The sequence below is a fragment of the Aquisphaera insulae genome (genome assembly GCF_011064615.1).
Taxonomy (GTDB): Bacteria; Planctomycetota; Planctomycetia; order Isosphaerales; family Isosphaeraceae; genus Aquisphaera; species Aquisphaera insulae.
In genome coordinates this window covers 155,285-177,373 of the sequence record NZ_JAALJH010000007.1, presented here as the reverse complement: position 1 = coordinate 177,373, position 22,089 = coordinate 155,285, and the positions used below count along the sequence as shown (strand labels likewise).

General features: G+C 70.2%; 19 protein-coding genes. 12 read left to right on the top strand and 7 right to left on the bottom strand.

The window, feature by feature from the left end:
• Positions 1-3: 3 nt before the first annotated feature.
• A complete protein-coding gene (locus tag G6O54_RS06870; RefSeq protein ID WP_165222151.1) occupies positions 4-819 on the bottom strand; it encodes a spondin domain-containing protein in 816 nt (271 codons plus the stop codon).
• A gap of 249 nt (positions 820-1,068) precedes the next feature.
• On the opposite strand from G6O54_RS06870, the gene G6O54_RS06865 reads away from it, so the two are divergent.
• From G6O54_RS06865 to G6O54_RS06830, 8 genes are all read left to right on the top strand, one after another.
• The gene (locus tag G6O54_RS06865; RefSeq protein ID WP_165222066.1) at positions 1,069-1,602 is read left to right on the top strand and encodes a DUF1223 domain-containing protein; all 534 of its coding nucleotides are present in this window, start codon (positions 1,069-1,071) and stop codon (positions 1,600-1,602) included.
• Positions 1,599-2,234 (top strand): sigma-70 family RNA polymerase sigma factor, encoded by a 636-nt coding sequence (locus G6O54_RS06860; protein ID WP_165222063.1) that lies wholly within the window; start codon positions 1,599-1,601, stop codon positions 2,232-2,234. Before G6O54_RS06865 ends, G6O54_RS06860 begins: the two co-directional genes overlap by 4 nt.
• Positions 2,231-2,536, top strand: a complete 306-nt coding sequence (locus G6O54_RS37290; RefSeq protein ID WP_205678686.1) for an anti-sigma factor family protein — start codon at positions 2,231-2,233, stop codon at positions 2,534-2,536. The genes G6O54_RS06860 and G6O54_RS37290 overlap by 4 nt, the downstream gene beginning before the upstream one ends.
• Positions 2,537-2,602: 66 nt before the next feature.
• On the top strand, positions 2,603-3,526 hold the full coding sequence (locus G6O54_RS06850; RefSeq protein WP_250846747.1) for an alpha/beta hydrolase: 924 nt from the start codon (positions 2,603-2,605) through the stop codon (positions 3,524-3,526).
• A 198-nt stretch (positions 3,527-3,724) separates the two neighbouring features.
• Positions 3,725-4,888, top strand: coding sequence for a pyridoxal phosphate-dependent aminotransferase (locus G6O54_RS06845; RefSeq protein ID WP_165222060.1), 1,164 nt, complete (start codon positions 3,725-3,727; stop codon positions 4,886-4,888).
• A gap of 62 nt (positions 4,889-4,950) precedes the next feature.
• Complete coding sequence (locus tag G6O54_RS06840; protein WP_165222057.1) at positions 4,951-7,386, top strand: glycoside hydrolase family 127 protein; 2,436 nt, start codon at positions 4,951-4,953, stop codon at positions 7,384-7,386.
• 76 nt (positions 7,387-7,462) lie between these two features.
• Positions 7,463-8,542 (top strand): Gfo/Idh/MocA family protein, encoded by a 1,080-nt coding sequence (locus tag G6O54_RS06835; RefSeq protein WP_165222054.1) that lies wholly within the window; start codon positions 7,463-7,465, stop codon positions 8,540-8,542.
• Positions 8,539-9,372 carry a sugar phosphate isomerase/epimerase family protein gene (locus G6O54_RS06830; protein ID WP_165222050.1) on the top strand — a complete coding sequence of 278 codons (834 nt, stop codon included), beginning with the start codon at positions 8,539-8,541 and terminating at the stop codon, positions 9,370-9,372. The genes G6O54_RS06835 and G6O54_RS06830 overlap by 4 nt, the downstream gene beginning before the upstream one ends.
• A 30-nt stretch (positions 9,373-9,402) precedes the next feature.
• Here G6O54_RS06830 and G6O54_RS06825 read toward each other — a convergent pair whose 3' ends face one another.
• Positions 9,403-10,494: an SGNH/GDSL hydrolase family protein gene (locus G6O54_RS06825; RefSeq protein ID WP_165222047.1), complete on the bottom strand. Its 1,092-nt coding sequence runs from the start codon at positions 10,492-10,494 to the stop codon at positions 9,403-9,405.
• 157 nt (positions 10,495-10,651) lie between these two features.
• On the opposite strand from G6O54_RS06825, the gene G6O54_RS06820 reads away from it, so the two are divergent.
• The gene (locus G6O54_RS06820; RefSeq protein ID WP_165222044.1) at positions 10,652-11,740 is read left to right on the top strand and encodes a catalase family protein; all 1,089 of its coding nucleotides are present in this window, start codon (positions 10,652-10,654) and stop codon (positions 11,738-11,740) included.
• A gap of 86 nt (positions 11,741-11,826) precedes the next feature.
• Here G6O54_RS06820 and G6O54_RS06815 read toward each other — a convergent pair whose 3' ends face one another.
• Positions 11,827-12,753, bottom strand: coding sequence for an AraC family transcriptional regulator (locus G6O54_RS06815; protein WP_165222041.1), 927 nt, complete (start codon positions 12,751-12,753; stop codon positions 11,827-11,829).
• A 128-nt stretch (positions 12,754-12,881) separates the two neighbouring features.
• Here G6O54_RS06815 and G6O54_RS06810 point away from each other — a divergent pair, with 128 nt between their 5' ends.
• A complete protein-coding gene (locus G6O54_RS06810) occupies positions 12,882-13,778 on the top strand; it encodes an SDR family oxidoreductase (protein ID WP_165222038.1) in 897 nt (298 codons plus the stop codon).
• A gap of 138 nt (positions 13,779-13,916) precedes the next feature.
• Here the strand turns inward: G6O54_RS06810 and G6O54_RS06805 are convergent, their stop codons facing one another.
• From G6O54_RS06805 to tilS, 3 genes are all read right to left on the bottom strand, one after another.
• Positions 13,917-15,263, bottom strand: a complete 1,347-nt coding sequence (locus G6O54_RS06805) for a hypothetical protein (protein WP_165222035.1) — start codon at positions 15,261-15,263, stop codon at positions 13,917-13,919.
• On the bottom strand, positions 15,260-15,793 hold the full coding sequence (locus G6O54_RS06800; protein ID WP_165222032.1) for an RNA polymerase sigma factor: 534 nt from the start codon (positions 15,791-15,793) through the stop codon (positions 15,260-15,262). Before G6O54_RS06800 ends, G6O54_RS06805 begins: the two co-directional genes overlap by 4 nt.
• Before the next feature lie 99 nt (positions 15,794-15,892).
• Positions 15,893-17,302 carry a tRNA lysidine(34) synthetase TilS gene (gene tilS / locus G6O54_RS06795; RefSeq protein ID WP_165222029.1) on the bottom strand — a complete coding sequence of 470 codons (1,410 nt, stop codon included), beginning with the start codon at positions 17,300-17,302 and terminating at the stop codon, positions 15,893-15,895.
• Between the two features lie 314 nt (positions 17,303-17,616).
• Here tilS and ileS point away from each other — a divergent pair, with 314 nt between their 5' ends.
• Positions 17,617-20,769, top strand: coding sequence for an isoleucine--tRNA ligase (gene ileS / locus G6O54_RS06790; RefSeq protein ID WP_165222026.1), 3,153 nt, complete (start codon positions 17,617-17,619; stop codon positions 20,767-20,769).
• Positions 20,766-21,713: a methyltransferase domain-containing protein gene (locus G6O54_RS06785; RefSeq protein WP_165222023.1), complete on the top strand. Its 948-nt coding sequence runs from the start codon at positions 20,766-20,768 to the stop codon at positions 21,711-21,713. Before ileS ends, G6O54_RS06785 begins: the two co-directional genes overlap by 4 nt.
• On the opposite strand, the gene G6O54_RS06780 is transcribed toward G6O54_RS06785, so the two are convergent.
• Complete coding sequence (locus G6O54_RS06780) at positions 21,688-22,062, bottom strand: hypothetical protein (RefSeq protein ID WP_165222020.1); 375 nt, start codon at positions 22,060-22,062, stop codon at positions 21,688-21,690. The genes G6O54_RS06785 and G6O54_RS06780 overlap by 26 nt on opposite strands.
• Positions 22,063-22,089 lie beyond the last annotated feature (27 nt).

Here is a 22,089-nt window from a genome sequence, read left to right as displayed (position 1 = left end):
GACTCAGACCCTTCGCCGTCTCCGGATTGCCGCAAGGCCAACGACGGCGGCTCCCGCGGCGAACATCGCGACCGAGGCCGGCTCGGGGACAGCGTTGATGGTGATGGTCGCGATCAGGTCGCCGGCGCTGATGACGTGGGAGATGTCATAGCCGTACGGCGTGGCCTTGCCGTCGATGGAGGCGAGGTACGAGGAGTAGTCCGTGCCGCCGCCGAAGACGCTGGTGATCACGCCGTTCTCGGCGACGTGATCCGTGGCGTTGTCGCCGACGATGAACGCGGCGCCGAAGTTGATGTCGTTCACCTCGCTCCCCGCATCCCAGACGTTGGTGCCGTAGATCTTGATGGTGAGGGGTCCGGTGAAGTGGCCGGATGCGTCGAAGAGCCGGAACGCCTGCGGATCCGAATTGCCGAAGAAGAAGTCGTTGGAGGGGACCACCATCGCCGCGAAGCTCAGGAATTGCTGGGTCGTCGGATCGGCGACGTCCAGGATCGTCGAGGCCCAGGCCCCCGGGCCCAGGGGCGCGGAGCCCGCGACCGCCTGCGAGCCGTGGCCCGCGAAGGCCGACACCATCGCGGCGGGACTCCCCAGCTCGGCGATCGACTGGAGTTCCGGCGTGACCGCGGAGCCGGGCGTGAAGGTCCGGTAGGTCCCGTCGTGGACGCCCAGCCAGACCGGGGAGAACGCGAATCCTCCCTGCGGTTGATTGCTCTGGACGGTGACCGTCAGTTGCTCCGCGGCCGCGGACCGGACGCCGAGCAGCGCGATGAGCGATCCGAGCGCGAGCATCCTGGCCCGCGCGACGTAAGTTCCATGCATGATTCGTCCTCTCGTCTGAGATCCTGAATCGAGGCCGGGTCTCCTGGAATGCGGGACGGCTCGGCCGTGACGCCGTCGCCAGGGCAGTAGTCGCGGCAATCCGCGGGACGTTACGCACGCGGCCGAATTTTCTCGGGCTCGCCCCCGGGCGCGAATAGCCCGATGCCGCCGGGCGTCTCTCCGGACGGCACGGGGCGATCGGATCGCGCCGGGCCGTCAGCGATGACCGCATCCCGCCCGGAGATCCCCATGCCCGTCCGCTCCGCGTCGCGATCGATGCTCGTCCCCTTCCTCATGATCCTGGTCAACTTGCGACTATCCCCGGCGATCGCCAAGGATGGCGCGCCGGCGGAGCGAGGGGTCCTCGTCGAGCTCGACACCTCGCAGGGATGCGACATGTGCGCGGCCGCGGAGGCGATCCTGGGGCGGCTCGCCGCCGATGGGCCCGGGATCGTCCCGGTCGCCCTCCACGTCGATTACTTCAACCACCCGTGGACGGACGTCTTCTCCGACCCGCTGTACAGCCGGCGACAGATGACCTATAACGAGGTCTACGCGGGCCCCAAGCCGGACTCCTACGGGCTGAATGACACGCCGATGACGATGATCGACGGCGAGAGGTCTGTGAACGGTCGCGACGCGGCCTCGGCCGTGAAGGCCATCCGCGCCCCCCGTGCGTGGCCGCCGGCCGTGACGCTGGACGCCACCCTGGACATCGCCGCCGATGGGCTCTCGGGGAGGCGGCCGCGAGCGTCCGAGATTCGGAAGGGTCGCGCCGAATGACCGCGTCCCCGATGCCGGGCCCGCCGCGCCGCCCGGAGCCCGGCGACCAGGCGACCGATCCCTCCGACTGGCTGGAGACCCACGGCGATGCGCTCTATCGCTTCGCCAGGGGGCGAGTCGGCCGTCGCGAGGCGGCCGAGGATCTCGTCCAGGAGACGTTCCTGGCGGCGATCCAGTCGGCCGACCGGTTCCGGGGCGAGGCTTCCGTCAGGACGTGGCTCATCGGGATCCTCCGGCGCAAGATCGCCGACCTCTACCGCCGCGACCGCTCCGCGGCGACGATCGAGGCGGACCTCGACGAGGCGGGCGGCCGCCCCGCGTCGTATCCCTTCGACGCCCGCGGGCACTGGAAGAACGCCCCGGCCCGGTGGCCCGCCCCGGACGCGGCGCTCGAAGACGACGATTTCTGGCGGGTCTTCGACGATTGCAGCGCCCGCCTGCCCGGCCACCTCGCCCGCGCCTTCCTGCGCCGAGAGGTTGACGGCCTGGACGCGGACCGCCTCCGCGCCGAGCTTCGCGTCGGCGCGGGGAATCTGCGGGTCCGCCTCCATCGGGCGCGGCTCCTGCTCCGCGAGTGCCTGGAGAGGAACTGGTTCGGCCCGGATGCCTCCGCCACGAGGAGGCGATCATGATGACGTCCCCTCGCTCGCGAAGGCGACGACTCCTGTCGCTATTGACGCTCCGATGCGCGGGGGCCTCCGAGCTGATCTCTCGGCGCCTCGACGAGCCGCTCCCGCTCGTCGATCGCCTCGCCCTGGCCGGGCATCTGCTCGCCTGTGCCCCGTGCCGAAGATTCGCCCGCCAGGTCCGGTTCCTTCGCGAGGCCTGCGCCCGCCGCCCGGGCGACGAGCCCGATGCGTCGGAGGCGGATATCCTCTCGCGCGAGGCTCGCGCCCGGATCCTTGAAGCGCTTCGACGCGCCCGGGACAATTGACGAACCGTCGTCGCGGCCCGTTCGCGGCGAGGTGCCGGAGGTGTGTCTCTCCCGGGAGCTTGGCCGATGACGATGAATCCGCAGCCGCGACGCCGATGGGCCGGGGCGTGCCTGTCCACGCTTCTCCTCTCCTCCCTCCTCGCCCGCGCCGGGGCCGATGAGCCCTTCGAGATCCACCGCGACCTGCCGTATGCCTCGCCGGCGCAGGACCGACAGGTGCTGGACGTCTACGCACCGCGGGGGGCCAAGGGCCTGCCGGTGGTCTTCTGGATCCACGGCGGCGGCTGGCAGGCGGGCGACAAGTCCGACGTCCAGGTGAAGCCGCGGGCATTCGCGGGCCGGGGATTCGTCTTCGTCTCCATCAACTACCGGCTGCTGCCGAAGGTCGACATGGGGACCATCATCCGCGACGTCGCCCTGGCCCTCCGCTGGGTCCACGACCACATCGCGGAGCACGGCGGAGATCCTCGCCGGATCCTGGTCATGGGCCATTCCGCCGGCGCCCAGCTCGCCGCGATCGTCTGCACCGACGACCGATACCTCAAGGAGCAGGGGCTGGCCCTCGACATCCTCAAGGGCTGCGTCCCCGTGGACGGCGACACCTACGACGTCCCGGCGATCATCGAGACGGCTGAGACGCGCTGTCGCGTCCACGGGTTGCCGCTGCCGACGTACGGCCACCGGGTGAAGTTCGGCGACGATCCGGCGAAGCACCGCGACCTCTCCGCCGTGACCCACGTGGCCGCCGGCAAGGGGATCCCGCCGTTCCTGATCCTGCACGTCGCCGGCCACCCCGACACGACCGCGCAGGCGCTGCGGCTTGCCGCCTCGCTCAAGTCCGCGAGCGTCCCGGTGCGTGTCTTCGGCGCCCAGGAATCCACTCACAGCAAGCTCAACGCCGACCTGGGCCTGCCCGAGGATCCCGCCACCAAGGCGCTCTTCGCGTTCGTGGACGGGGCCCTGGCCCCGGGCGACCAGGGCGGCCGGTGAGCGGTGAGCGACCCCGCGGTTGCGGCGCGCGGCCGATCGTGCCATACTCGTCCGACCAGGCATATGGCCTCGGATCCGTGCGGCCCGACGAGACCGATCGATCCGATGCCGCGCCCTCGGGCAGGTCTTCGACAACCCGAAGCTCTCCACCTGCATCGCCTCCTGTCTGTCCTTCACCATCCTATCCCCGGAGGGACGATGCGCGAGCCATTCACCCTGAGGGCCGATCGCCGAGCCGAGCTGCGTGACCGGGGCTTCAACCGCCGCGATTTCGCGCGCTGGGCCGCCCTGCTCACGGCCGGGCCCTCCCTCCCCTTCTACAACGAGGCGGCCCTGGCCCAGGACATCCGGGCGATCGGCACGATCCCGGCCGACGCGGTGAAGCTCAACGCCAACGAGAACCCGATGGGCCCCTGCCCCGCGGCCATCGAGTCCATCACCGCGGTCGTCCGCCGGGGGGGCCGCTATCTCTTCGATCAGACGTACGCCTTCATCGACACGATGGCGGAGGTCGAGGGCCTGCCCGCCTCGCACATCCTCCCCTTCCCGGGCTCCAGCGATCCCCTCCACCGCGCCGTGCTCGCGTTCACGTCGCCGACCCGGCCGCTGATCACCGCCAACCCCGGCTACGAGGCACCCGCGAGTGCGGCCCGGTTCATCGGCGCGAAGACCATCCAGGTACCGCTCCGCAAGGACTACTCGCACGACCCGAAGGCGATGGTCGAGGCCGACCCGAACGCCGGCGTGATCTACGTCTGCAACCCGAACAACCCGACCGGCACGGTGACCCGGAAGGAGGACGTGGATTACATCATCGCCAACAAGCCGAAGGGCTGCGTCGTCCTGATCGACGAGGCCTACATCCACTTCACGACGGCCGCGACCCCGGCGATCGACCACGTGGCCGCGGAGAAGGACGTGATCATCCTCCGGACCTTCTCCAAGCTCTACGGCATGGCGGGCCTCCGCGCCGGAGCGGCGATCGGACGGCCCGACCTGCTGGAGAAGCTGAGGAATTATGGCGGCCTCGGGATCATGCCCGCCACCGGCATGGCCGGCGCGGTCGCCAGTCTGAAGGACAAGGGCCTCGTCGCCGACCGCCGGAAGGTCGTCGCCGATATCCGCGAGGACCTTTGCGCCTGGATGCAGAAGAAGGGCATCGGCTTCATCCCGTCCGAGGCCAACATGATCCTGGTGGACGGCAAGCGGCCGGGCCGGCAGATGTCCCGGGACATGATCGCCTACAAGGTCGCCGTCGGCCGGGCCTGGTCGGCACTCCCCAATCACGTCCGCGTCACGATCGGCACCCGCGACGAGATGGCCCGCTTCAGGACCGCCCTCGAGCGCGTCATGGAGGCCTGAGGCCGGGAGACCCCGGCGCCATGGGCCGAAAGTCCGACTGATCTGCAACAGGAAACCTTGCGATGGGACGTCTCCTCTCCCGATCCGTCGTGCTGGCGTTCAGCCTGGCAGGCCCCGGTCTCGCCGGCGCGGCGGGCTCCCAAGCCAAGGCCGAAGAGCCGGCCAAGCCTCCGGCGATCGCCGCCGAGCCTTTCCCGCTCAGATCCGTCCGACTGCTCGACGGGCCCTTCAAGTCGGCCGTGGAGGTCAATCGCAGGTACTTGCTGGCGGTCGACCCGGGCCGACTGATCGCCCCCTTCCGCCGGGAAGCGGGGCTGGAACCTCGCAAGCCTCCTTACGGGAACTGGGAGAGCGGCGGGCTGGACGGTCACATCGCGGGCCACTATCTCTCCGCGCTCGCGAACATGATCGCCGCCGGGGAGGACACGAAGGACGGCGAACTCCGCCGCCGGCTGGATCACATGATCGATGAGTTGGAGGCCTGCCAACAGGCCTCCGGCGACGGCTACATCGGCGGCGTGCCCGGCAGCCATGAGCTCTGGAAGGAGATCGCCGCCGGCCACGTCGGCGCGGTGAACCGAAAGTGGGTCCCCTGGTACAACGTCCACAAGACCTTCGCCGGCCTCCGCGACGCCTACATGGTGGCCGGCAACGCGAAGGCCCGCGAGCTGCTGATCCGCCTCGGCGACTGGGCCGGCCGCGTCGTTTCCGGGCTTTCCGACGACCAGATGCAGCGGATGCTCGGCCAGGAGCACGGCGGCATGAACGAGGTGCTCGCCGACATCGCCGCGATCACCGGAGACGAGAAGTACCTCACGCTCGCCCGCCGGTTCAACCACAAGGCCGTGCTCGATCCCCTTCGGCGCGGGGAAGACCGCCTCACCGGCCTGCACGCGAACACGCAGATCCCGAAGGTGATCGGCCTCGAGCGCATCGCCACGCTCTCCGGAGACCGCGAAGCCGACTCAGGGGCCCGCTTCTTCTGGGAGACCGTCACCCGCCGACGTTCGGTCGCCTTCGGCGGCAACAGCGTATCCGAGCATTTCAACGACCCGAGCGACTTTCACGGCCTTCTCGAACATCGCGAAGGGCCGGAGACCTGCAACACCTACAACATGCTCCGCCTGACCGAGCAGCTCTTCGCCACCGGCCCGAAGGCGGCGTACGCAGACTACTACGAGCGTGCCCTCTTCAATCACATCCTCGCCTCGATCCACCCGAGCATCCCCGGCTACGTCTACTTCACGCCGATCCGGCCGGGGCATTACCGCGTCTACTCGCAGCCGGAGAAGGGCTTCTGGTGCTGCGTCGGCTCGGGCATGGAGAACCCGGGCAAGTACGGCCAGTTCCTCTACGCGAAGGCGGCGGACGGACTGTATGTGAACCTCTACCTCGCCTCCGAGCTCGACGCGCAGGGCATGGGACTGAAGCTCCGCCAGGAAACCACGTTCCCCGACGAGGAGCGGACACGGCTGATCCTCCATCTCGACCGGCCGGCGACGTTCACCCTCCACCTGCGAAACCCGGGATGGGTCGCCCCGGGGGCCTTCGCCGTGACGGTCAACGGGGCGAGGGTCCGGGTCGATTCCGCCCCGTCCTCGTACGTCGCACTCCGCCGCGAGTGGAAGGACGGCGACCGGGTCGAGGTCGACCTCCCGATGCGGACGACCGTCGAGGGCCTCCCCGACGGCTCCGAATGGTACGCGATCCTCCGCGGGCCGATCGTCCTGGCAGCTCCCGCCGGCACCGAGCACCTCGACGGCCTGCGCGCCGGCGCGGGGCGCGGCGATCACATCGCCGGCGGCTCGTACCGCCCACTGGACGCGATGCCGGTCCTGTTGACGACCCCGGCCGAACTTCCCGCTCACGTCGTCCCCGATCCCGATCCGGCCGCCGGGCCGCTTCATTTCCGGCTCGTGGACGTGGTCGAGCCGGAGGCGAAAGCCGGCCTGCCCTTGCTACCATTCTTCCGCCTGCACGACGCCCGCTACCAGATGTACTGGCAGCTCACGACCCGGGAGGGCCTGGCAGCTCGTCGCGAGCGGCTGGCCGCGGCGGAGCGGGAGAAGCTCGCCCGCGACGCCGCCACGCTCGACTCGGTCTCCGTCGGCGAGCAGCAACCGGAGGTGGACCACGGGCTGGCCGGCGAGGGGATGGACTCCGGCTTCTTCGAGGGCCGCCGATGGCGCCACGGACGCTGGTTCCAGTACACCCTGGACCCCCGGGGAGAGAAGGCCGTCGAGCTGGCCATCACCTACTCCGGCTGGGACCGCGGCCGCACCTTCGACGTCCTCGCCAACGGCAAGGTCCTCGCCACCGAGCGGCCCGACGGATCGCGACGCGGCCGGTTCTTCGAGAAGCGCTATCCGATCCCCGCGGAGATCCTCTCGTCCGCGACGGATGGTCGCCTGACGATCAAGCTCGCCGCTCCGTCCGGCCTGGCCGGCGGCATCTTCGACATCCGCCTGATGCGCCCGGGCGAGCACGGGACTCCCTGATCGTCGCCCGGGCTCCCGTCGATCATCGCACGCCCCCGGACCCTTGACCACGCTCGTCCTGACTCTCGGGAAGCAGATGGTTCCGAAAGATGACCGCCTCCTCCGCGTGGGAATCCTTGGCTGCGGGCCGATCGCGCAGTTCGCCCACCTCGAATCCGTCCAGAAGGGCCGCAACACGACACTGCGTGCCGTCTGCGACGCCGACGCGGGCCTGGCTGAACGCTTCGGCGCCTTCTACGACGCCGGGGCGATCTACCTGGATTACGACCGGATGCTGGCCGACCCCGCCGTGGAGGCGGTCGTCGTCGCGACGTCGGACGCCTTCCACGTCCCGGCCGCCCTCCGCGCGATCGCGGCCGGCAAGCACGTCCTCTGCGAGAAGCCGATCGGCCTGAACGTCGCCGAGGTGGAACACCTGGCGAGGGCCGTGGAGGCGAGCGGCCTGGTCTTCCAGGTGGGCCACATGCTCCGGTTCGACCCGGGGATCGAGTCCGCACGCGCGTTCATCGCCGAGGAAATGGGCACGATGCTCGCCTTCAAGGCCTGGTACTGCGACTCGACCCATCGCTACACGATGACCGACGCCGTCCAGCCGCTCCCCCGCCGCGGGGCCGATGCGATCCGGCCCGACGGCGACCCGAAGGCCGACCGGGCCCGCTACGAGATGCTCGCACACGGCAGCCACCTCGTGGACCTCGCCCGCTTCCTCGGCGGCCCAATCCGCTCGGTCCGGGCTCGCCTGCGCGAGAAGTTCGGCGCCCGCTGCTGGTTCATCGACGTCGAGTTCGAGAGCACCGCGATGGGCCACCTGGACCTGACCGTCCCGATCCGCGGCGACTGGTCCGAGGGCTTCGAGATCTACGGCGAGCGCGGCAGCGTCCGGGCCAGGACCTTCAACCCCTGGTACTACAAGTCGAGCGACGTCGAGATCTTCCACGAGCGGAACGCGACCACCACCCGCGTCCTCGGCGCCGACGGCCACTTCTACCGCCGCCAGCTCGAGGCCTTCGCCGACACGATCCTCGTCGGCGTCCCCCAGCGCGGGGCCGACGTCCGGGACGGCCTGGCGTCCATGAAGGCCATGGCCGCCATCGAGCGATCCGTCCGCACCGGTGAGCCAGTCCACCTCGACGACACGACAGGGGCCCCCGCATGATCCCCGGCATCTTCGCCCGCGCCTACTCGCCACGCCCCGTCGAGGCCCTCTTCGCGACGATCCGGGCCGACGGCTTCCTGTCCGTGCAGCTCAACCTCTCCTGCCTCGGCCTTGCGCCCCTGCCGGCCGAGCTCCCAGCCGGCATCCCGGCAACGGTCAGGCGGGCCGCGCAGGCCGCCGGCCTGGATCTGTGCGCCCTCTCCGGCACCTACAACATGATCCATCCCGACCGTGACCGCCGACAGGCCGACCGCGTCGGCTTCGCCAACGTCGTCCGTGCTGCCGCCGACATGGCCATCCCGCTCGTCTCCCTCTGCACCGGCACCCGCAACCCCGACAACATGTGGCATCACCACCCCGACAACGCCACCGAGGCCGCCTGGTCCGACCTCCTCGCCGAGCTCGATTTCGCGCTGGGCCTCGCCGAGTCGTTCGGCGTCGCGCTCGCCATCGAGCCCGAGCCCGGCAACGTCATCGCCGACGCCCCTCACGCCCGCCGCCTGCTCGACGAGGTCGGATCGCCGTCTCTCGGCATCGTCCTCGATCCCGCCAACATCCTCCCGCCCGAGGCCCTCCCCCGCCAGCCCGCCGTCATCGCCGAGGCCGCCAGGCTCCTCGCCCCCGATCTGAAGCTCGTCCACATCAAGGACGTCGACGCGGCCGGCCGGTTCGTGTCCCCGGGCCAGGGGGCGGTCGACTTCCGGGCGTTCGTCGCCGCCGTCCGACGGATCGGCTACGACGGCCCGCTCATCGCCCACGGCTTCGGCGAAGCCGAGGCGCCGGGGGTCCTCCGGATGCTCCAGGACCTGATCGACGGGGCTCCCGAGTGACCGAGGGCCCGGAGGCCTCGCGTCCGGGGCCTACTTCAACCCGTCCTGGGCCGCACGGACCGCGGGCAGGAGGATGCGCGCCTGGCGGAGCATGCCGAGGTCGGTGAGGTGGACGCCGTCCACCGTCGCCTCGCCGTCGTCGCCGAGCAGGTCCTTCCCCGGGACCGTGAACAGGCCCTTGACGCCCTCCGCCTGCAAGGCCCGCACCGCCTCCTCCTGCCAGGTCGAGGCCCTCGACGGGTGGGCCTTCGGGCGGATCAGCGACTGCCCCACGAAGAGGATGGGCACGGCGGGATGGCCCTTGCGGATCGCCCGGACGAGCTTCGACACGCGATCCGGGTAGACGTCCACGTCGTCGCCGATATTCCAGATGCAATCGATCACGAACGCGGAGGCGTCGATCTCGGCGAGCACCTCGCCGACGGTCGGCTCCATCTTGCCCGAGCCGGAGAATCCCAGGTTGATCACCGGGCGATCGAGCATCCGGCCCAGGATGGCCGGCCAGGCCATCCCCGGCCGGGATGCGCAGCCCCCCTGGACGATCGACGTGCCGTAGACGACGACCGGCTTGCGGAGCGCCTCGGGGCGGGGCGGCGGCGGCGTCAGGCTCGCCCCCGGCGGTACGCCGATCTCCAGGGACTTCGTGCCGTTGTAGAGCGGCAGGTAGAGCAGGCACTCGCGGCCCGATTTCCCCCCTCCCGGGAATTCGATCCGGGCGTCGTTGCCGTCCGGCTTGAGGGGCGAACGATTGCCGACGAAGAGCCAGGAGCCGTCCTCGGACCTGGCATAGAGGTCCACGCCGCTGACCCCGGTCGCGGGCATGTGCGGCATGGCCAGCGAATGGCTCGTCAGCGACCACCGGACCTGCACGACCGCCGCGTCGGTGACGAACCGAACGCAGACGCCGGCCGAATCCTTGCTCAGGTCCCAGACGTCCTGCGTGACCTTGCCTCGGGCCGAATCCGGGAGCCGGTCGAAGGGCCCGGCGGTCCTCGCCCAGCCCCGCCCCTCGACCTCGAGCGACGCCGCGTCGTGCCACCGCGGTTCCTCCGCCGAGGCTCGAGGCGTGAGCAAGCCATACGCCATGAGGAAGGCCAACACGAAGCGGGCAAGCTCTCTCATCGGTCCAGGTCTCCTGTGAGGACACGGAAACGGTCCGGTCGGGGCGTGACCGTTTGCGTTTCATCGGGATCGGCACGGCGGATGCAGGTAGCGATGACGGCGTGAACGATCCGATTGCTTGGCATCGACCCTCGGGCCCATTCTCGGAGGGGCTGCCTTGGGTGAAGATTATGTTCGTTATTCCCCCGATGTCGAGGTGCAGGCCGCGGACGAGGATGCGTTGACCGCGGAAATCGTGGAGATCATGGCCGCGAACAACCGCAAGGCCTTCGATCGCCACAACCACGCCGTCCGCGACGCCCACGCCAAGAGTCATGGGCTCCTCAAGGGGGAGCTCGTCGTGCCCGGCCTGCCGGAGCACCTGGCGCAGGGGATCTTCGCCAGGCCGGCCACGTATCCGGTCGTGGTCCGGCTGTCGTCGGCCCAGGGAGACATCCGCAGCGATGCCGTCCCCGCGCCTCGCGGCATGGCCGTCAAGGTGATCGGGGTCGAGGGAGAACGGCTGCTGCCCGGCGATCCGGGGCACAACCAGGATTTCCTGATGGTCAACATCCCGGTCCTGGCCTTCGGCACCGTTCGCAAGTATCGCGAGCTCGTCGAGATCCTGGGGAAGAACGGCGACAGGCCGGAGGTCGTCCAGCGGGCCATGGCGGGGGCCGCCCGCGGCATCGAGGCCGTCGCCAGGCTGGTCGGGCGGGAGCCCGACGCCACCCTCCGCGGACTGGCCCGGGACAACCACCATATCCTGGGGGAAACCTATCATTCGATGGCCGCGATCCGCTTCGGGGACCACATCGCCAAGATCAGCGCCTCGCCCCTCTCGGAGAACATCCGGGCACTCACCGGCAAGGACGTCGGCCCGATCGAGTTCTCGACGATGCGCGACCTCGTCGTCGCGCATTTCCGGGCCGAAGGGGCCGAATATCAGCTCCGGGCCCAGCTCTGCAAGGACCTGGCCACGATGCCCGTCGAGGATGCCGCGATCCTGTGGCGGGAAGAGACCTCCCCCCATCAGCCGGTGGCGACGCTCCGGATCCCGCCCCAGGACGCCTGGTCCCCGGCCCGCCGCGTCTACGGCGACGACGTCCTCTCGTTCAACCCCTGGAACGGCATCCGCGAGCACCGGCCCCTGGGCTCCATCATGCGCGTCCGGATCGCCGCCTACGAACGCTCGAGCCGCTACCGCCATGAGATGAACGCGCAGCCCCGCGTCGAGCCCGCGTCCATCGCCGATGTCCCCGACTGATGACGCCGGTGCGAGGGCCGCCGACAAGGGCATGGAATGCCGTCGAGGATGGGCCCTCCGCTCGTCGAGCGGCGCCCAGGACCGGGCTAACGCGAAGCGTCCGCCGGGTCGCGATCGCGGCCATACTGCCGGGGTGAACAGCCCATGACCCGCCTGAAGGCCGTGCTGAAGGCGCTCTCGGATTCATAGCCGAGCGACCGGGAGATGGCGGAGACGGAATCCTCCGAGTTCCTCAGCCGGTCGCCGGCCAGGAGCATCCGCCAGCGCGACAGGTAATCGATGGGCGTCGCGCCCACGGTCTCCTTGAACTTGCGGGCGAAGCCCGATCGCGACATCCCGACGTGCTCCGCCAGCTCCCGCAAGGTCCAGGGGTGGTCGGGGGCACCGTGCATGGCGTCGATGGCCGGACCGATCTGCTCGTCCGCCAGCGCGAAGAGCCAGCCCACGCCACCCCTGAGCCCTTCCGCCAGGTGCGCCCGCAGCGCCTGGACCAGCATCATGTGGGCGAGGTGCTGGAGGACCAGGAAGCTCCCCGGCCGCGGCTCGCGCAGCTCCTGCATCATCCGGTCGAACGACCAGCGCAACGCCGCGCGGTCCGATTCCCGGTGGATGTGGACGATCGGCGGCAGCACTCGAAGCAGGATCCCGGCGTGATTGCCGGTGAGGCTGAAGTAGCCGCCCACCCCCGAGACATCCCCTCCCCCGTTCCATGTCGAGACGCCTCCGGTCGGCCGACTCCCATGAATCACCCTGAAGTCGACGGGCTCCAGGGCGAGGTCGCTCGCCAGCCGGAAAGGCCGGCCCAGCGGCAGCAGGAAGCAATCCCCCGCCTTCAGGTGGACCGCCTCGGGCACCCCCTCCACCGATAGCCAGCATCGGCCCGAAACGATGGCGTAGCACTTGATGCCGTCATGCTGGGGGAACTGGATCGACCAGTCCCGTCCGACGTCGAAGCCGCCGCAGATCGTATTCTGCGGCTTCAGGAGTGAAAGCACGCCCGAGAGCGGGTCCATCGGAAGCTCCTGGACGATCGCGAAAATAGATTGGACTACAGAGCATAGATCGTATCCGATCGCTCCCCTACCTTGGAAACCCATGGGCCGACCGATCGGCCCGAAGTTCGAGCCCAGGGAGGTTTCCGATGCGCGTTTTCGTCACCGGCGCGACCGGCTTCGTCGGCTCCGTCGTCGTCCAGGATCTTCTCCAGGCGGGGCACGCGGTGCTGGGCCTCGCCCGTTCGGACCGGGGTGCCGCGGCACTTGCCGCCGCCGGGGCCGAGGTGCACCGGGGGGATGTCGAGGACCTGGATAGCCTGAGGCGTGGGGCCGCGGCGGCGGACGGCGTCATCCACACGGCGTTCATCCACGACTTCTCCCGGTTCCGGGAGGTCTGCGAGGTCGATCGCCGGGCGATCCAGGCGATGGGAGACGTGCTGGCCGGCTCGGATCGTCCCCTGGTCCTCACCTCCGGCACCGGGATGGGGACCCCGGCGCCGGGCCGGCCCGCGACCGAGGACCACTTCGACCCCAACCACCCGAACCCTCGATCGGCCTCGGAGCTCGCGGCGGAGGCGGTCGCGGCGCGGGGCGTCCGCGTGTCCGTGGTCCGGCTCCCCCAGGTTCATGACACGAAGAAGCAAGGGCTCGTGACCCTGCTGATCGCCCTCGCCCGCGAGAAGGGCACCTCGGCCTACGTCGGCGACGGGCTCAACCGCTGGCCGGCGGTGCATCTCCTGGACGCCGCGCCCGTCTACCGGCTGGCCCTCGAGAAGGCTCCGGCCGGGGCGAGGTATCACCCGGTCGCCGAGGAAGGCGTGACCGGGCGGGCCATCGCGGAGGCCATCGGCCGGGGCCTGAAGATCCCGGTCGTCTCCCTGTCCCCCGAGGAGGCCGCCGGCCACTTCGGCTGGCTCGGCATGTTCGCCGCGATGGACATGCCGGCGTCGAGCGTACTGACTCGCGAGCGGCTGGGATGGAAGCCCACCCAGGCGGCCGGATTGATCGACGACCTGGACCGCATGGACTATTCCGCGGGTTGAGGGCCCGGCTCCGCCGATCGGGACGGATTCCCGACGCGCCGGGCCGCCTGATCGAAAGGCCCGACACCGGAGACGCCCCGACGCGCCTTGCATGGCGTCGGGGCGTCTCGGCGGGACTCGAGCCGGAGCGTCCGGGCTTCAGGGGTTCTCGCCCATGTCGATGGGCAGCTCCGACTTCTCGACGTCGCGGGCGGAGAGATCTCCGAAGATGGCCCGGTTCCTGGCCGTCCCCAGGGGGATGAACCAGGCGACGATGCGGTCGGCCTGGCCGGACTTGACCCCCGCGCCGACGTAGTGGAACGATCGGGACTCGGCGTGGTCCGCGACGAACTGGAGGACCGGCGAGCGGTATATCTCGCGAGTCAGGAAGGAGTCGTGGAGTTTGATCAGCTCGCGCTCGGCCGGCGTCCGGGATTCCTCCGGCTTCCGGCTGGCCGCGTTGAACTTCGCCTGATCGAAGGCCGCCTGGGCGGAGTCGGGGAACGTGCCGTCGTTGAACTTCGCCGCCGCGCCCAGGTAGGCGATCATCTCCTCCTCCGTGACGGTCGGCCGGGCGAGCGCCTTGTAGGCGAAGCCCGGCGGGGGCGTCAGGCTGAAGTCGGAGGCCGGGACCTTCGCATCCAAGACAATCTCGCGCTGCCAGTAGCCGACCGGGAAGCACTGAGAGAACTTGTCCTCGGCGGGCCGGTCGCGATCGGGGGCGTTCTCGAGGTCGAAGCCATTGTCGCTCGGGATCCAGATCCCGACGAGCCGCTTCGACGACGCATCGAAGAGGAAATCATGCCGGGCATAGCCGAGGTCGTCGCCCCGGTCGATCATGGCGCGGAGGACATTCGCCTGGGCGCCTTCGAACTCCTTCCGGCCCACGATCGCGACGGACTTGACCCGCAGGGCCTGGGCGACGATGCGGTCCCGGAGCGCCTCGCCGACCCAGGCGAACGGCCCGCGGACGTCGGGATGGAAGTCGGTCATCTTCAGGACGGCGGTCTTCGCCTGCAGGTCGAGGGCGAGCGTTCGCCCGGCCCGGGCGTCCGTGATGTCCACGTGGCGGGCCTTGCCCTCCTTATCGAGGAAGGTCTCGCGATATTGGCCGGGATGGCGGTAGGCGAGGAGCCGGCGCTCTTGCTGAATCCAGGTTCGCTTGCCGTCGGCGCTCGTCGCCCGGTTGTAGTAGATGGTGGTCCAGGTGATGGCCTGAGGATTGTCGACGCCGGGGATGCTCCCGGCGATCGCCTTCGGGCCCAGGTTCCCGGACGGCCAGAATGCGTACAGGCCGGCCGCCAGGATCAGCGCGGCGGCGACGGCACGCGTGGCGAGCATGAGGATCGTTCGAGGCCGTCGCGGTCCGACCGCATGAGCAGCCTGAAGGGTGGCAAGGTCGCCGGCGTGGCGGGCCCGCCAGTCGTCGAAGTCGGGCTGGGGCGCCTGGCCAAGGCCGGCCTTCAGCCAGCCGTCGAGGTTCGCATCCGGACGAGACGCATTCATGATCGGGCTCCTGATGGATCGTGAGGCTCCAGGGCCCGGGCGAGCTTGCCGCGGGCCCTCTGGAGTCGGCCATGGACGCTCTGCACCGACAGGCCGAGCGCCCGGCCGATCTCCTGGTAGGAAAGGCCGCTGAAGTAGTGGAGGACGACGACTTCCCGCGCGGTTTCCTCCAGGGACTGCAGGGCTTCGTGGACCTGGAGCCGGAGGGCGCGGAGGTCGGGATCATCGCCGCCTTCGGGAGCAGCCTCGAGCGGTTCGTGCGGGGGTCGATCGGCGTCCAGCCGCGAGGCGGTCCGGCGGCAGATCGTCCCCAGCCACTCCGCAAACCGGCGAGGGTCCCGGAGGGTGTTCAGGCTGCGGCAGGCGACCGCGAATGCCTCCTGCGCGGCATCCTCCGCCAGGTGGCGGTCGTTCAGCCGGCAGCGGGCGATGCCGACCGCCATCCGGTAATGCCGCTCGTACAGCAGGCCGAAGCTCGCAAGGTCTCCCCGGCGAGCGGCCTCGACGAGCTGCGAGTCGATACTGAGCACGTCGTGGGTCCCCTTTCCCGATCGGGAGGAGTTCGCTGTTCCCCACGGGTTAGTGCATCCGGCACCGCGAAAATGAGCGCGGCCGCCGACGCGTCGAAATCACGGGGCCCAGAGTCCGGCGCGGAGGCCCAGGATGCGGGTGGTGCCGTCGGCGACCCTCACCCGGTCGGCAATCCGGTGGCCCACGACCCAGAGGATGCCGGCGGAGTCGCAGAGGAGCGGGACGGCGGCGCGGTCGCCCCGGGGGACCTTGCGGCCGCGGAGGAAGTCCGCCAGAGGCATGGTCCGGCCGCCCATGCCCAGGGGCTCGAAGCGATCGCCGGGGCAAGGGCCGCGGACCTCCAGCGGCGGGGCGATGCGGTCCAGGTCCACCGCCTCGTCGCGAGGCTCGTCGGGGTCGGTCGAGGCCAGGATCGTCCTCCCGCGCCAGATGACGGACCCTGGAACGGGAAGGGGTCGGGATGGCTCCTCAGGGTCTTCATTCCCTCTTTGCAACCGCTCCAGGACGATGTTACCGGACACGCATATCCGAATGCCGTGGCCGATGTCATGCGCGGGAGACGCGGGCCGGGACGCGAGCCGGCCCAGGCGTCGCCAGCGGCGGGCGCCCATGCCGACCTCGGGCCAGCCCGCCCGGCGCCAGGCCCGGCGGAGGAGCTCGATGCGGAGGGGTGGCGGGAGGGCGGCGAGGCGGGCACGGTCGAGCTCGACCCGGTCGGGAGAGGCCGCGAGGAGGGTCTCCCGATCGAGGGAATCCAGGCAGAACTCGAGGACCCGCTGCGAACCGGCGGCCAGGCGGCCGAGGCGGCCGATGGCCTCGGCCACGCGGGGGTTGTACCGGCCGGCGAGATGGGGAATCAGGTCCAGGCGGATCCGCGAGCGAGTGCGTGCGGTGTCGGCATTGGTGGCGTCCTCGCGATAGGGCTGGCCCAGGGCCGCCAGGCTGGACCGGATCTCGGATCGGGAGATCGCCAGCATGGGGCGGATGAGGGCCACCGGCGGGTCGTCGGCCATGGGCCGTCGCGCGGGGATGCCGGCCAGGCCGCGGAGGCCCGTCCCCCGGAGGATTCGGTGCAGGATCGTCTCCGCCTGGTCATCGGCGGTATGCCCCAGGACGACGGCGCACGCCCCCCTGCCCCGGGCGACCTCGAGCAGCCAGGCAAGCCGGGCGCGCCGGGCGTCGGCCTCGAAGTGGCCCCCCCGCGACGGCTGCCAGTGGCCAAGGTCCACGGGGAGGCCCAACCCGGTGGCCAGCTCCGCGACGAAGGCCGCGTCCGCGTCCGCCTCCTCGCCCCGGACACCGTGATCGAGGTGGGCGACGGAGAGCCTGAGATCCAGGGACGGGGCGATGGCGTGCAGGGCGAGGAGGAGGCCGACGCTGTCGCCCCCGCCCGAGACCGCCACGATCCAGGGCCGGCCGAGGAGGTCGGGCCAGCGCCTGGCGATCCGAAGCCGGACCCGGTTGAACCAGGGAGGGATGAGGGCGGGTCGTCCGGAATCGGCGTGCATCGATGGACGGCCCTTCGTGGCGATGGCGAGGTGGGGAACGGCCGGCTCGCCGCGAACCGCGGCGACGGACCGCGGGTCCGTGATGAGGCGAGCCGGCGGCCAACCGCAGCCTGATTATCTTGATGCCCCTCGTACCATGCTATAGCATGGATCGGCAACTTGCGGGCGCCCTCGTGCGCGACCCAGGGGCCGCCGCGGCCCCCTTGCCGGCCCGCCGAACAATACCAACGGAATGGAGCGGCCGGCCGGTCCCCTCTCCACCAGCCCATGCCCCGTCGAGGCCGTCCCCAACAGAGAAGGCGATGCGGAACGCGATGGCAGTACGTAACGTCAGCACCAACCTGGACTCCGTCCGCCTGGAGAAGGAGATCCTCGAGTTCTGGGACCAGGCCCGGGCGTTCGAGACCCTGCGGGAGCTCCGGGAAGGCGGCCCGCTGTTCAACTTCGTGGACGGCCCGATCACGGCGAACAACCCGATGGGCGTGCACCACGCCTGGGGTCGGACGCTCAAGGACGCCTTCCTCCGCTACCGGGCCATGCAGGGGCATTCGCTCAAGTATCAGAACGGCTTCGACTGCCAGGGCCTCTGGGTCGAGGTCGAGGTCGAGAAGGCGCTCGGCTTCCAGGGCAAGCAGGACATCGAGCGATTCGGCCTGGACGAGTTCTCCCGCCAGTGCCGACAGCGGGTCGAGACCTTCTCCAAGGTCATCACCGAGCAGTCCATCCGCCTGGGCCAGTGGATGGACTGGGATCACTCTTACTACACGCATGACGACTCGAACATCGCCGGCATCTGGCACTTCCTCCGGGTCTGCCACGAGAACGGCTGGCTCTACCGGAAGGGGCTGCCGATGCCGTGGTGCCCGCGGTGCGGGACCAGCCTCTCCGAGCACGAGATGGCCGGCTCCTACCGCGAGATGGAGCACCTCTCGCTCTTCGTCCGCGCCCCGCTCAAGGACGGCTCGGGACGCCGGCTCCTGCTCTGGACGACGACCCCCTGGACCCTGACCGCGAACGTCGCGGCGGCGGTGAACCCCAAGCTGACATACTGCGAGGTCTCCTCCGCGTCGTGGGATCATAAGTTGATCCTCTGCAAGTCGGCCCTCGGCGTGCTGGCCGGGGTCAAGAAGACCATCGACCGCGAATTCCCGGGCTCGGAGCTCGTGGGCCTGGAGTACGAGACCTTCTTCCCGGACCTGCCGGCGCAGGCGAACGTGACCCATCGCGTGATCCCGTGGGAGGCGGTCGACGCGCAGGAAGGCTCCGGGATCGTCCACATCGCGCCGGGCTGCGGCCGCGAGGACTTCGAGCTGGGCAAGACGTGCGGCCTGCCGGCGATCGTCCCGATCGACGAGCGCGGGACCATGGGCGAGGGCTTCGGCGAATTCGCCGGGCAGTTCGCCGGGGAGCTCGCGCACCAGGTGTCGAGGAGCCTGGCCGAGTCCGGCAAGCTGCTCAAGGAGCTCCCCTATACGCACAGCTACCCGGTCTGCTGGCGGTGCAAGGGAGAGCTCCTCTTCCGCCTGGTGGACGAGTGGTTCATCGGCTGCGAGGAGGTCCGCCCGCGGATGATCGCGGCGGCCCGCGCCGTCGAGTGGACGCCCGAGTACACCGGCAAGCGGATGGAGGACTGGCTGAACAACATGGGAGACTGGTGCATCTCCCGGAAACGCTACTGGGGCCTCCCACTCCCCTTCTATCCGTGCAAGGAATGCGGCCACCTCGAGGTCGTCGGCAGCGTCGCGCGGCTCCGCGAGCTGGCCGTGGACCCGGCGAAGGTGGACGCGCTCCCGGAGCTGCACCGGTCGTGGATCGACGAGGTCCAGATCCGCTGCCCGAAGTGCGACTCGGCCGTCTCCCGCGTCGTGGAGGTGGGCGACTGCTGGCTGGACGCGGGGATCGTCCCGTACTCGACGCTCGGCTATTTCGACGACCCGCAGAAGTGGGAATCGCTCGGCCGGGTGGAATGGGTCTGCGAGATGCGGGAGCAGGTCCGGCTCTGGTTCTACTCCATGCTCTTCATGGGCGTGACGCTCAGCGACCGCGCCCCGTACAAGCGTGTGCTCGGATACGAGCGCGTCGTCGCCGAGGACGGGACGATGTTCTCCAAGACGGGCTTCATGATCCGGTTCGACGAGGCCGTGGAACGCGTCGGCGCCGACGTCATGCGTTACCTCTACTGCCGCCAGCCCGTCTCCACCGAGCTCCGGTTCGGCTACGGAGCGGCGGAGTCGGCGAGGCGGAAGCTCGCGGACCTCTGGAACATCTACGCGTTCTTCACCACTTACGCGAGCATTGACAAGCCCGACCTGACGACGCCCGAGCGGCCGGAGGCCGTCCAGATCACCGACCGCTGGCTGCGAGCCCGGACCGCACGCATGCTCAGGGTCGTGAAGGCCGGATACGAGGCCTACGACACCCCGGCCGCGCTCCGCGAGGTCGAGCCGTTCCTAGAGGACGTGTCCACCTGGTACGTCCGGGTGAGCCGTCGCCGGTTCTGGCGGGACGGCGAGGTCGAGGACAAGCGGGCCTGCTACGGGGCGCTGCTGGACTGCCTTCGCGCGACGGCCCTGGCCCTGGCGCCGATGGTCCCGTTCGTGACCGAGGAGATCTGGCAGAACGCCGTCCGCGGCCTGCTGCCGGATGCGCCCGCGTCGGTCCATCATGCCCTCTGGCCGGAGATCCCGGCCGGGTGGGAGGACGAGGACCTGCTGGCCCGCACGGACCTGGTCCGCCGGGTCATCAGCCTGGCGCTGAACCTCCGCAGCCAGGCGAGCCTCCGGGTCCGCCAGCCGCTGCCGGAGCTGCTCATCGTCGCGACCGGCCCGGAGCAGCGCGAGGCGCTCCAGGAGCAACTGGCACTGGTGAAGTCCGAGCTGAACGTGAAGGCGGTCTCGTGCCTGGACTCGCCCGAGGCGCTCCTGGTCCCGAAGCTGGCCCTCAAGGCCCGCGACGCCGGCCCGGTCCTCCGCGGCGACGTCGGCAAGGTCAAGGGCCTGGTCGAGCACGCCGACCACGAGGCCATGGCCGCGATGGCCGCGGCCCAGGAACGCGGCGAGCCGGTCGAGGTGCCGGGATATGACAAACCGGTGCCTCCTCACCTGTTCAACCGCGAGACGACCGCGCGACCGGGCCTGAGGATCGCCACCGAGGAGGGACTGACCGTCGCCCTGGATACTCGCCTGACCGACGACCTGAAGCACGAGGGGCTGGTCCGCGACCTCGTCCGCAACGTGCAGGTCCTCCGCAAGGACTCGGGCCTGGCGATCACCCAGCGGATCGAGCTGGGGCTCGAGATCGCTGACCCGGCGCTGAGGGCCGCGGTGGACGCCCACCGGTCGTACATCGCCGACGAGCTGCTGGCCGTCCGCATCGAGGACCGGCCGCTCGACGGCTCAGCCTCGGCGACGGACATCGACCTGGACGGCACGGCCATCCGCGCCACCTTGCGGCCGGTCGAGGCATGAATCCGGACCTGCTCTCCCTGCTCCGCTGCCCTCGCTGCCGGGGGCCGCTGACCGTGGTCGGCGACCCGCCCGAGGCGCTCTGCTGCACCTCGGGCGACGAGGGCCGATATCCGATCGTCGCGGGCATCCCCCGGCTCACGAACGATCCCTACGCCGGCAGCTTCGGCCGGCAGTGGAACCGCTACGACGTGATGCGGGAGGACGAGGACGAGGCGACGTTCGAGGTCAAGACGGGGATGCCCGCGGTGTCCCTGGCCGGCAAGCTCGTGCTGGACGCCGGCTGCGGGGGCGGCCGGTACTCGCGGCTGGTGGGGAGCCACGGGGCGATGGTCGTCGGCGTGGACCTGAGCTCGGCGGTCGAGAAGGCGCGAGCCCTCTGCGCCGGGCTCCCGAACGTGCTCATCGCCCAGGCCGATCTGCTGGACCTGGCCATCGCGGACGAGTCGTTCGACGCGGCCTTCTCGATCGGCGTCATGCACCACACGCCGGACCCTCGCCGGGCGTTCGCTCAGGTGGCCCGCAAGGTGAAGCGAGGCGGCCGGCTCGCCGTCTGGCTCTATCGCAGGAACACCCCGCCGCAGGAGTGGATCAACTCCGGCCTGCGGGCCGTCTCAACGAGGATGTCGGCCCGCCTCCTGGAGCCGATCTGCGCGGCGACGGGGGTCCTCGGCAGCATCCCGGTCGTCAACCGGACGCTCAACAAGCTCGTGAACTTCTCCGCCCACCCGGACTGGACACTCCGCGTCTGCGACAACTTCGATTGGTACGCCCCGCGTTATCAGTCCCACCACACCCTCCACGAGCTGCTCTCGTGGTTCGACGAGGAGGGCTTCGGCGACCTGGTTGAGCTGACCCCGGCGAAGCACGGCCCGGCCTACGACTGGGCCTACCGCCACGACCTGATCATCGGCAGCGGCGTCAACGTGGCCGGGACGAAGCGATGAGGCCGCCGCGCGGGACGACCACCATGGCGTCGTCGATTCCCCGCGGCGAGGGGATGACCATGGCGTCGTCGATGCCTTCGCGGGGCTTGACGAGGAATGGGTTGACCTCGATCGACGGCCCAACGCGTTGAGGCAGGACAACCCGGGGCCTCACCCCCGGCGGGACCGGCCGACGGCGACCGGGCGCATCATCGGCCCTGGTGGTGGCATTCAGGACGAGCGACAGCACGCCCAGGACTCCCAGCACGACCAGCAGCCTGGGTCGGCGGATATCCGACCAGGGTCGCGGCTTCGGGATGGCGAAGAGGTCGGGATCGAGCCCGACGATCGGTTCCGGCTTGGGCCTCATGGCGGGATCCTCCGCGAAGCGAATGGT

What these genes read in the sequence shown, in the direction of transcription:
- G6O54_RS06805 (WP_165222035.1), bottom strand. Translation starts at nt 15,263, where the DNA reads ATGAATGCGTCTCGTCCGGATGCGAACCTCGACGGCTGGCTGAAGGCC.
- ileS (WP_165222026.1), top strand. Translation starts at nt 17,617, where the DNA reads ATGGCAGTACGTAACGTCAGCACCAACCTGGACTCCGTCCGCCTGGAG.
- G6O54_RS37290 (WP_205678686.1), top strand. Translation starts at nt 2,231, where the DNA reads ATGATGACGTCCCCTCGCTCGCGAAGGCGACGACTCCTGTCGCTATTG.
- G6O54_RS06830 (WP_165222050.1), top strand. Translation starts at nt 8,539, where the DNA reads ATGATCCCCGGCATCTTCGCCCGCGCCTACTCGCCACGCCCCGTCGAG.
- G6O54_RS06780 (WP_165222020.1), bottom strand. Translation starts at nt 22,062, where the DNA reads ATGAGGCCCAAGCCGGAACCGATCGTCGGGCTCGATCCCGACCTCTTC.
- tilS (WP_165222029.1), bottom strand. Translation starts at nt 17,302, where the DNA reads ATGCACGCCGATTCCGGACGACCCGCCCTCATCCCTCCCTGGTTCAAC.
- G6O54_RS06840 (WP_165222057.1), top strand. Translation starts at nt 4,951, where the DNA reads ATGGGACGTCTCCTCTCCCGATCCGTCGTGCTGGCGTTCAGCCTGGCA.
- G6O54_RS06810 (WP_165222038.1), top strand. Translation starts at nt 12,882, where the DNA reads ATGCGCGTTTTCGTCACCGGCGCGACCGGCTTCGTCGGCTCCGTCGTC.
- G6O54_RS06845 (WP_165222060.1), top strand. Translation starts at nt 3,725, where the DNA reads ATGCGCGAGCCATTCACCCTGAGGGCCGATCGCCGAGCCGAGCTGCGT.
- G6O54_RS06860 (WP_165222063.1), top strand. Translation starts at nt 1,599, where the DNA reads ATGACCGCGTCCCCGATGCCGGGCCCGCCGCGCCGCCCGGAGCCCGGC.
- G6O54_RS06865 (WP_165222066.1), top strand. Translation starts at nt 1,069, where the DNA reads ATGCCCGTCCGCTCCGCGTCGCGATCGATGCTCGTCCCCTTCCTCATG.
- G6O54_RS06815 (WP_165222041.1), bottom strand. Translation starts at nt 12,753, where the DNA reads ATGGACCCGCTCTCGGGCGTGCTTTCACTCCTGAAGCCGCAGAATACG.
- G6O54_RS06835 (WP_165222054.1), top strand. Translation starts at nt 7,463, where the DNA reads ATGGTTCCGAAAGATGACCGCCTCCTCCGCGTGGGAATCCTTGGCTGC.
- G6O54_RS06870 (WP_165222151.1), bottom strand. Translation starts at nt 819, where the DNA reads ATGCATGGAACTTACGTCGCGCGGGCCAGGATGCTCGCGCTCGGATCG.
- G6O54_RS06850 (WP_250846747.1), top strand. Translation starts at nt 2,603, where the DNA reads ATGACGATGAATCCGCAGCCGCGACGCCGATGGGCCGGGGCGTGCCTG.
- G6O54_RS06785 (WP_165222023.1), top strand. Translation starts at nt 20,766, where the DNA reads ATGAATCCGGACCTGCTCTCCCTGCTCCGCTGCCCTCGCTGCCGGGGG.
- G6O54_RS06825 (WP_165222047.1), bottom strand. Translation starts at nt 10,494, where the DNA reads ATGAGAGAGCTTGCCCGCTTCGTGTTGGCCTTCCTCATGGCGTATGGC.